General features: G+C 65.4%; 5 protein-coding genes and 4 pseudogenes. 7 read left to right on the top strand and 2 right to left on the bottom strand.

All coding sequences use genetic code 11. From position 1 onward, the window contains the following. Positions 1 to 60: 60 nt before the first annotated feature. The 6 genes and pseudogenes from ACWNCF_RS03965 to ACWNCF_RS03940 all read left to right on the top strand — a co-directional run bounded on the left by ACWNCF_RS03965 (position 61) and on the right by ACWNCF_RS03940 (position 6930). Positions 61 to 312 (top strand): MarR family winged helix-turn-helix transcriptional regulator, encoded by a 252-nt coding sequence (locus ACWNCF_RS03965; RefSeq protein WP_449406099.1) that lies wholly within the window; start codon positions 61 to 63, stop codon positions 310 to 312. 41 nt (positions 313 to 353) lie between these two features. Further along, complete coding sequence (locus tag ACWNCF_RS03960) at positions 354 to 1538, top strand: isovaleryl-CoA dehydrogenase (RefSeq protein WP_449406100.1); 1185 nt, start codon at positions 354 to 356, stop codon at positions 1536 to 1538. A gap of 11 nt (positions 1539 to 1549) precedes the next feature. Continuing rightward, positions 1550 to 3157, top strand: coding sequence for a carboxyl transferase domain-containing protein (locus tag ACWNCF_RS03955; protein WP_449406098.1), 1608 nt, complete (start codon positions 1550 to 1552; stop codon positions 3155 to 3157). 11 nt (positions 3158 to 3168) lie between these two features. Continuing rightward, positions 3169 to 3959 (top strand): annotated as a pseudogene (locus tag ACWNCF_RS03950) (enoyl-CoA hydratase/isomerase family protein). Positions 3960 to 3975: 16 nt separating this feature from the next. Then, positions 3976 to 6000: an ATP-binding protein gene (locus tag ACWNCF_RS03945; RefSeq protein ID WP_449406097.1), complete on the top strand. Its 2025-nt coding sequence runs from the start codon at positions 3976 to 3978 to the stop codon at positions 5998 to 6000. Next, positions 6000 to 6930 (top strand): annotated as a pseudogene (locus tag ACWNCF_RS03940) (hydroxymethylglutaryl-CoA lyase). Before ACWNCF_RS03945 ends, ACWNCF_RS03940 begins: the two are co-directional and overlap by 1 nt. Here the strand turns inward: ACWNCF_RS03940 and ACWNCF_RS03935 are convergent. After that, positions 6910 to 7122: a hypothetical protein gene (locus ACWNCF_RS03935; protein ID WP_449406101.1), complete on the bottom strand. Its 213-nt coding sequence runs from the start codon at positions 7120 to 7122 to the stop codon at positions 6910 to 6912. The pseudogene ACWNCF_RS03940 and the gene ACWNCF_RS03935 sit on opposite strands and share 21 nt — an antisense overlap. Between ACWNCF_RS03935 and ACWNCF_RS03930 the strand changes: the two are divergent. After that, positions 7027 to 7723, top strand: a pseudogene (locus ACWNCF_RS03930) (NAD(P)/FAD-dependent oxidoreductase); the annotation flags it as partial. The gene ACWNCF_RS03935 and the pseudogene ACWNCF_RS03930 sit on opposite strands and share 96 nt — an antisense overlap. 663 nt (positions 7724 to 8386) lie before the next feature. On the opposite strand, the pseudogene ACWNCF_RS03925 reads toward ACWNCF_RS03930, so the two are convergent. Further along, a pseudogene (locus ACWNCF_RS03925) lies at positions 8387 to 8993 on the bottom strand (hydroxymethylglutaryl-CoA lyase); the annotation flags it as partial.

Below are 8993 nucleotides of genomic sequence, written 5' to 3'. Positions count from 1 at the left end.
TATGTACATCTACTTCGTTCAGTTACGTATTGCTAAGGTTAAAACGGAGGAGTTAGTTGGATGATCCAGCACCTCATCGACCGCCTGGCGGAAGCCGGCCTGGTGACACGCACGGCGTGCCCGGGCGACCGTCGCATCAAGCATGTGCGCCTCACCGATGCCGGCCGCGAACGGTATGGGAAAGTGCAAGCGGAAGCCCGCGCATTTCACGCGCACGTGCTGGCGGACGTCGATCAGGTGCTGGTCGAACGGGTGACCAGCCTCTTCGAAACGCTGCGTGACCGGGCCGCGGAAAGATGCCTCGACCACTGAATTGACATGCCTACCAATATGGAGACCACATCGTGAACAACCTGATCGCCCTGCCGGGCCTGACCTTCGACCATGGCGAAGACATAGCCGCCCTGCGCGAAGCCGTACAACAGTTCGCCGCGAGCGAAATCGCCCCCCGCGCGTTCGACATCGACCGCACCGACCAGTTCCCGATGGACCTGTGGAAAAAGATGGGCGAACTGGGCCTGCTCGGCATCACCGTCGGCGAGGAATACGGCGGCGCCAATATGGGGTACCTGGCGCACATCGTCGCCATGGAAGAAATCTCGCGCGCGTCGGCCTCCGTCGGCCTGTCGTACGGCGCTCACTCGAACCTGTGCGTCAACCAGATCAAGCGCAACGGCAACGAAGAGCAGAAGCGCAAATACCTGCCGAAACTGATCTCGGGCGAGCACGTCGGTGCATTGGCCATGTCCGAACCGAACGCCGGTTCCGACGTCGTCAGCATGAAACTGCGCGCCGAGCTGAAGGGCGACCGCTACGTGCTGAACGGCACCAAGATGTGGATCACGAACGGTCCGGACGCCGACACCCTCGTCGTCTACGCCAAGACCGACATCGAAGCCGGCCCGCGCGGCATGACCGCCTTCCTCATCGAGAAGGGTTTCAAGGGTTTCTCCATTGCACAGAAGCTGGACAAGCTGGGCATGCGCGGTTCGCACACGGGCGAGCTGGTGTTTCAGGATTGCGAAGTTCCGGTGGAAAACGTGCTGGGCGGCGTGGGCAAGGGCGTGAACGTGCTGATGTCGGGCCTGGATTTCGAGCGCACCGTGCTCTCCGGCGGCCCGCTGGGCATCATGTCGGCCTGCATGGACGTCGTCGTGCCGTATATTCATGAGCGCAAGCAGTTTGGTCAGGCAATTGGTGAGTTCCAACTGATGCAGGGCAAGATCGCGGATATGTATTCGACGATGATGGCATGCCGCGCTTATGTGTACGCGGTCGGCCAGGCTTGCGACCGCGCCTCGAACCCGGAACAGGTCCGTGCCCTGCGCAAGGACGCGGCCGGCGCCATCCTGTACAGCGCGGAAAAGGCGACGTGGATGGCCGGCGAGGCGATCCAGACGCTGGGCGGCAACGGCTACATCAACGACTATCCGGTAGGCCGCCTGTGGCGCGACGCCAAGCTGTACGAGATCGGTGCCGGTACGAGCGAGATCCGCCGCATGCTGATCGGGCGCGAGCTGTTCGGCGAGACCGCTTGACGAGGCCCGCCATGACCCAACTCGACTCCAAACTCAACCCGCGCAGCGACGAGTTCAAAGCCAACGCCGCCGCCATGCAAACCCTCGTCGACGACTTGCGCGCCAAGGTGGCCCAGATCGCCAAGGGGGGCGGCGAAGCCGCGTGTGCCAAGCACGTCGCACGCGGCAAGCTGTTGCCGCGCGAGCGCGTGCAGATGCTGCTCGATCCGGGCACCCCGTTCCTCGAATTCTCCCAGATGGCCGCCTACGCCATGTACGACGACGCGGCGCCCGCCGCCGGCATCATCACGGGCATCGGCCGCGTCGCGGGCCAGGAATGCGTGATCGTCTGTAACGACGCCACCGTCAAGGGCGGCACGTATTACCCGATGACGGTGAAAAAACACCTGCGCGCGCAGGAGATCGCCGAGCAGAACAACCTGCCCTGCATCTACCTCGTCGACTCGGGCGGCGCCAACCTGCCGAACCAGGACGACGTGTTCCCCGACCGCGACCACTTCGGCCGTATCTTCTATAACCAGGCGACCCTGTCGTCAAAAGGCATCCCGCAGATCGCCGTCGTGATGGGCTCCTGCACGGCGGGCGGCGCGTACGTGCCGGCGATGAGCGACGAATCCATCATCGTCAAGGAACAGGGCACGATCTTCCTGGGCGGCCCGCCGTTGGTCAAAGCGGCGACGGGCGAAGTCGTCACGGCCGAGGACCTGGGCGGCGGCGATGTCCACACGCGCTTGTCCGGCGTCGCCGACCACCTGGCGCAGAACGACACGCACGCGCTGGCGCTCGCGCGAACCATCGTCTCGAACCTGAACCGCACCAAGCCCCAACAGGGCGCGTTGCGCGAAGCCGCGGAACCGAAGTACGCCCCGGAAGAACTGTACGGGATCATCCCCGTCGACACCCGCAAACCGTTCGACGTCCGCGAAGTCATCGCACGCATCGTCGACGGCAGCGAATTCGACGAATTCAAGGCGCGCTACGGCACGACGCTCGTCTGCGGCTTCGCCCACATCTTCGGCATGAAGGTCGGGATCATCGCCAACAACGGCATCCTGTTCTCGGAATCCGCGCTGAAGGGCACGCACTTCATCGAGCTGTGCTGCCAGCGCAAGATCCCGCTGGTCTTCCTGCAGAACATCACCGGCTTCATGGTCGGCCGCAAGTACGAGAACGAAGGCATCGCCCGCAACGGCGCGAAGATGGTCACCGCGGTCGCGACGGCATCGGTCCCCAAGTTCACCGTGATCATCGGCGGCTCGTTCGGCGCCGGCAACTACGGCATGTGCGGCCGCGCGTTCTCGCCGCGCTTCCTGTGGATGTGGCCCAATGCGCGCATCTCCGTGATGGGCGGCGACCAGGCGGCGTCCGTGTTGGCGACCGTCAAGCGCGACGGCATCGAGTCGCGCAGCGGCCAGTGGAGTGCGGACGAGGAAGCCGCGTTCAAGCAGCCGATCAAGGAACAGTACGAACACCAGGGCCACCCGTATTACGCCACCGCGCGCCTGTGGGACGATGGCGTGATCGATCCGGCCGACACGCGCATGGTGCTGGGCCTGGCCCTCTCGGCGGCGCTGAACGCGCCGATCGAGGACACGAAGTTCGGCGTGTTCCGCATGTGAGGAGACGAGACATGGACTACCAGACCCTCACCGTCACCATTACCGACCGCATCGGCCACGTCGCGCTGAACCGCCCCGACCTGCGCAACGCATTCAACGAACAAAGCATCGCCGAACTGGCCCTCGCCTTCGACGAGCTGGGCGCAATGAACTCGTGCGCGCGATCGTGCTGGCCGCGAACGGCACTGCATTCTGCGCAGGCGCGGACCTGAACTGGATGAAGAAGATGGCCGGTTATTCGGATAGCGAAAACCGCGCCGACGCCATGCGCCTCGCCGACATGCTGCGCACCATTTATACGTGCCCGAAGCCCATCGTGGCGAAGGTGCAGGGCGACTGCTACGCCGGCGGCATGGGCCTCGTGGCCGCGTGCGATGTCGTCGTGACCGTCGATACGGCGAACTTCTGCCTGTCCGAAGTCAAGCTCGGGCTGATCCCGGCGACGATCTCGCCGTACGTGATCAAGGCGATGGGAGAACAAGCCGCGCGCCGGTACTTCCTCACCGCCGAACGCTTCGATGCGAAGGAAGCCCACCGCATCGGCTTCGTGCACGAGATCGTGGCGGCCGCGGACCTCGACACGAACCGTCGCGGGCATCGCGCAGGCGCTGGCCAACAACAGCCCGAACGCGGTGCGCGAAGCGAAACGGCTCGTGCGCGAGATCGTCGGGCCAGCCCGTGACCGAAGCGCTGCTGGAAGACACCGCGGACCGCATCGCACTGCATCCGCGCCTCGCGGCGAAGGCCGCGACGGCGTCGACCGTCCTTCCTCGACAAACGCAAGCCGGCCTGGCTGCCTTAAATCCAAGGAGAACGACTTGTTCGACAAAATTCTGATCGCCAACCGGGGCGAGATCGCATGCCGGGTTGCCGCGACCGCGCGCCGCCTCGGCATCAAGACGAGTCGCCGTGTATTCCGAAGCCGATGCGGATGCGAAGCACGTCGCGGCATGCGACGAAGCGGTCCTGCTCGGCCCCGCGCCCTCCAACGAAAGCTATTTGCGCGCCGAGAAATCGTCGAGGCGGCGCTCGCGACCGGCGCCCAGGCGATCCACCCCGGCTACGGCTTCCTGTCGGAAAACGAAGCGTTCGCCGACAGCTGCGCCCGCGCCGGCCTCGTCTTCATCGGACCGCCCGCCTCGGCCATCCGCGCGATGGGATCCAAGTCCGCGGCCAAGGCCTTGATGGAATCGGCCGACGTCCCCCTGGTGCCCGGCTACCACGGCGAGAACCAGGATGCCGGCTTCCTGCGCGGCCAGGCCGACCGGATCGGCTACCCCGTGCTTCTCAAGGCCAGCGCCGGCGGCGGCGGCAAGGGCATGCGCATCGTCGAACGCGGCGAGGATTTCGAAGCCGCGCTCAAGTCCTGCAAGCGCGAGGCTATCAGCAGCTTCGGCGACGACCGCGTGCTGGTGGAAAAATACCTGATCCAGCCGCGCCACATCGAGATCCAGGTGTTCGCCGACTCGCACGGCGACTGCGTTTACCTGTTCGAGCGCGACTGCTCCGTGCAGCGCCGGCACCAGAAGGTGCTGGAGGAAGCGCCGGCGCCCGGCATGTCCGAACAGCGGCGGCGCGCGATGGGACACGCCGCGGTCGCAGCGGCGAAGGCGGTCGGCTACGTCGGTGCGGGCACCGTCCAATTCATCGCCAACCAGGACGGCAGCTTCTACTTCATGGAGATGAACACGCGCCTGCAGGTGGAGCATCCGGTCACGGAAATGATCACCTGCACCGGACCTCGTGCGAGTGGCAGCTGCGGGTCGCCGCCGGCGAGCCGCTGCCGCAGCAGCCAGCACGAACTCGCAGATCCACGGCCACGCCATCGAGGCGCGCGTCTATGCGGAGAATCCGGAAAAGGGATTCCTGCCGTCGATCGGCACCTTGCGCTGCATGGATACGCCGGCCCACGGTCGCGTTCGAACTGGGCGGCGCTGCCGGCGTTCCTGCCGCGCGTCCGCATCGATTCCGGCGTGCGCGCGGGCGATGCGATCTCGCCGTTCTACGATCCGATGATCGCCAAGCTGATCGTGTGGGGCGCGGACCGCGCGCAGGCGCTGGCGCGCATGGCGCAGGCGCTGTCCGAATTCCACATCGTCGGCCTCGCGACCAATATCGCGTTCCTGAAACGCCTCGTCGAAGGCGATGCCTTTGCGCACGCGGATCTGGACACGGGCCTGATCGAGCGAAACACCGCATCGCTGTTCCCGCCGGCAGGCCCGGCGCCGCTGGCCGCGCTGGCGCTGGCGGCCGTCGCCCTCGTCGGTGCGGAAACGCCGGCGGGCATCAACCCGGCCGACCCGTGGACTAGCGCCCACGGCTGGCGCATGAACGGCACGCTGACGCGCCGGCTCGAGTTCTGTAGAGATGCCGGTACGCAGGTGATGGAGATCGCCTACCAGCGCAAGGGTTGGCAGGTACGGGTGGGCGGACAGGTGGCGTCGGTGTCCCTGGCCGGATGCGAGGACACGCTGTTCACGGTCAAGCTCGACGGCGCGGTCGTACGGGGGCATGTCGTGCGCGACAGCCAGCACGTCCACGTTTTTTATCGCGGCGAACATACGACGCTGCAGTACAGCGATCCGCTGGCCCATGCCGGCGATGCCGAAACCGAAGGCGGCCGCCTGACCGCCCCCATGCCCGGCAAGATCGTGGCGCTGTTGACGGAACCGGGTGCCGTGGTCGAGAAAGGCACGCCGCTGCTGATCATGGAAGCCATGAAGATGGAACACACGATCACCTCGCCCGCCGACGGCATCGTCGAGGAACTCCTGTACGCCGTGGGCGACCAGGTGTCCGACGGCGTGCAGCTGCTGACTTTCAGACCCGGGAAGGAACCATGATGGGTCTCCCAACGCATGTGAAACTGGTCGAAGTGGGCCCGCGCGATGGACTGCAGAACGAAGAGGAAACGGTCCCGGCCGAGGCCAAGATCGAACTGGTCGAGCGCCTCGTCGACGCCGGCCTGGCCCACGTCGAAGCCGCCTCGTTCGTCTCGCCCAAATGGGTGCCCAGATGGCGACGTCGGGCGAGGTCATGGACAAGATCCCGCGCCGTCCCGGGGTCGTCTACTCGGCGCTCACACCGAACATGAAAGGCTTCGAGGCGGCACTGGCCGCCCGGGCGGACGAGGTCGTGATCTTCGGTTCCGCGTCCGAAGCTTTCTCTGAACGCAATATCAATTGTTCGATCGCCGCGTCCATCGAGCGGTTCCGCGAGGTCGCCCGGGCCGCGCAGGCGCACTCGATCCCGGCTGCGCGGCAGCATCGAGCTGCTCCGTTCGGCTGTCCCTACCAGGGCAATGTCGCGCCGGAGTGACGCCGACGTCGTCCCGCAGGCTGCGCGAACCTCGGCTGCGGCGCGATCGATATCGCGGACACGATCGGCACCGGTACGCCCGCGCAGGTCGATGCCGTGTACGAGACGGTGCGCGAAGAGAGCTTCCCGCTCAGCCGGGGCTCTCCGGCCATTTTCACGATACCTACGGCCAGGCGCTGGTCAACATCTACGCCGCCCTCCAGCTCGGCGTGTCGATCTTCCATTCCTCCGTCGCGGGCCTGGGCGGTTGCCCCTATGCGAAAGGAGCGACCGGGAATGTGGCGACCGAGGACGTCCTGTACATGCTCGACGGACTTGGCATCCACACCGGGGTGGACCTCGAGAAGGTGGTCGAGGCGGGACAGTTCATCTCCAGGCAGCTGGGGCGCACGGGGTCGAGCCGGGCCGGCAATGCGATCGCGGCGAAACGCCATTCATCGAATCAACACGTATAGATCATCATGGTAGACACAAGCAATTCCCCCGAACAGTACGGGCAGCGCGAGACGATGGAATACGATGTGGTCATCGTCGGCGGCGGCCCTGCCGGGTTGTCCGCCGCGATCCGGCTCGAGCAGCTCGCCGCCGGCAAGGGAACCGATGTCTCGGTCTGCGTGCTGGAAAAGGGATCCGAAATCGGCGCGCACATCCTGTCGGGCGCGGTTATGGACCCCGATCGCGATGAACGAACTGTTTCCGAACTGGAAGGAGCTGGGTGCGCCGCTGAACACCCCGGTGACCGAAGACCGGTTCCTGTTCCTCACCGAACGAAACGCCTACCGGACGCCCGCCTGGGCCTTGCCCGGCTGCTTCCAGAACCACGGTAACTATGTCATCTCGCTCGGCAATGTGGTCCGCTGGCTGGGACAACAAGCCGAAGCGCTCGGTGTGGAAATCTTTCCCGGCTTTCCAGCCGCCGAAGTCCTGTATCACGACGACGGGTCGGTGCGTGGCGTGGCCACGGCAAACATGGGTGTCGACCGCCACGGCAATCCGACCGATGCGTTCCAGCCCGGCATCGAACTGCACGCCAAATACACGTGTTTTGCGGAAGGCGCCCGCGGCCACCTCGGCAAGCAGTTGATCGCCAGGTTCGAACTGGACAAGGGCCGGGACCCGCAAACCTACGCGCTGGGCATCAAGGAATTGTGGGAGATCGATCCGGCCAAGCACCAGCCCGGCCTCGTCATTCACAGCGCGGGCTGGCCGCTGGATGCGGATACCTATGGCGGCTCGATCTCCCACAATGCCTTTGATGCCCCACGCGTGTTCGGTGCGGGCCTTCTGCAGTTCGAACCTGGCGATCAACTGCTTGCCGAGGTGGCCGCAGCTGCAACGCATGTTATTTGGCGTGCAGTTCGATGCCACTCGAACGCATCGGTCGGATTGCCAGTGGCGGTCGACACCCCATGTTTGCATGGCACGCGCGCCGAACCGTCGGTCGTGCGGGAAGCTCGGCGGCTGGAAAGCCGGAACCTGCACGCCGAGCGCTTCGGCTTGTTGTGCAGCCAGCGAACCACGTCCGAGCGAGATGACGTAGTTACCGTGGTTCTGGAAGCGGGCCCGGGCGAGGCCGAGCGGGCGTGGGTGGCGACTTGGCTCCAGTGAGGAACAGGAACCGGTCTTCAGGTCACCGGGGTGTTCAGCGGCGCCGCCGGCTCCTTCCAGTTCGGAAACAGTTCGTTCGTCGCGATCAGGTCCGTGACCGCACTCGACGGCGCGCGGATCCCTTTTCCCACGCAGACCGAGACATCGGTTTCCTTGCCGGCGGCGAGCTGCTTGAGCGCGGATCGCCGCGGACAACCCCGGCAGGGCCGCCGCCGACGATGACCGCATCGTATTCCATCAGCCTCGCACTGCCTGTTCAGGGACCTGTTTGTGTCTACCATGAGATCATCTATACGTGTTAGTTCAATAAATGGCGTTTCGCGCCGCGATGGCCGGGTTGGCCCGCTCGACCCCGTGCGCCCTACCTGGAGATGAACTGTCCGCCTCGACCACCTTCTCGAGGTCCACCCCGGTGTGGATGCCAGTCCGTCGACAGGACGTCCTCGGTCGCCACATTGCCGGTCGCTCCTTCGCATGGGCAACCGCCAGGCCCGCGACGTCGGGAATGGAAGATCGACGGCGCTGAGGGCGGCGTAGATGTTGACCAGCGCCTGGCCGTAGGTATAGTGAAAATGGCCGGACAGCCGGGCGAGCGGAAACTGTTTCGCGACCGTCTGGTACACCGCATCGACCTGCGCGGGGGCGGGTGCCGGTGCCGATCGTGTCCGCGATATCGATCTCGTCGCAGCCGAGGGTCGCGCAGCCTGCGGACGACGTCGGCGACATCCTCCGGCGCCACGTCCTGGTAGGGACAGCCGAAGAGATGTACCCGCGCAGCCGGATCGAGCTGCGCCTGCGCGGCCCGGCGACTGTCGCGGAACCGCTCGATGGACGCGGCGAAATCGAACAATTGATATTGCGTTCAAGGAAGCTTCGGACGCGGAACCGAAGATCACGACCTCGTCCGCCG

The sequence above is a fragment of the Massilia phosphatilytica genome, assembly GCF_977014125.1.
This window is presented reverse-complemented; position numbering and strand designations above follow the sequence as displayed.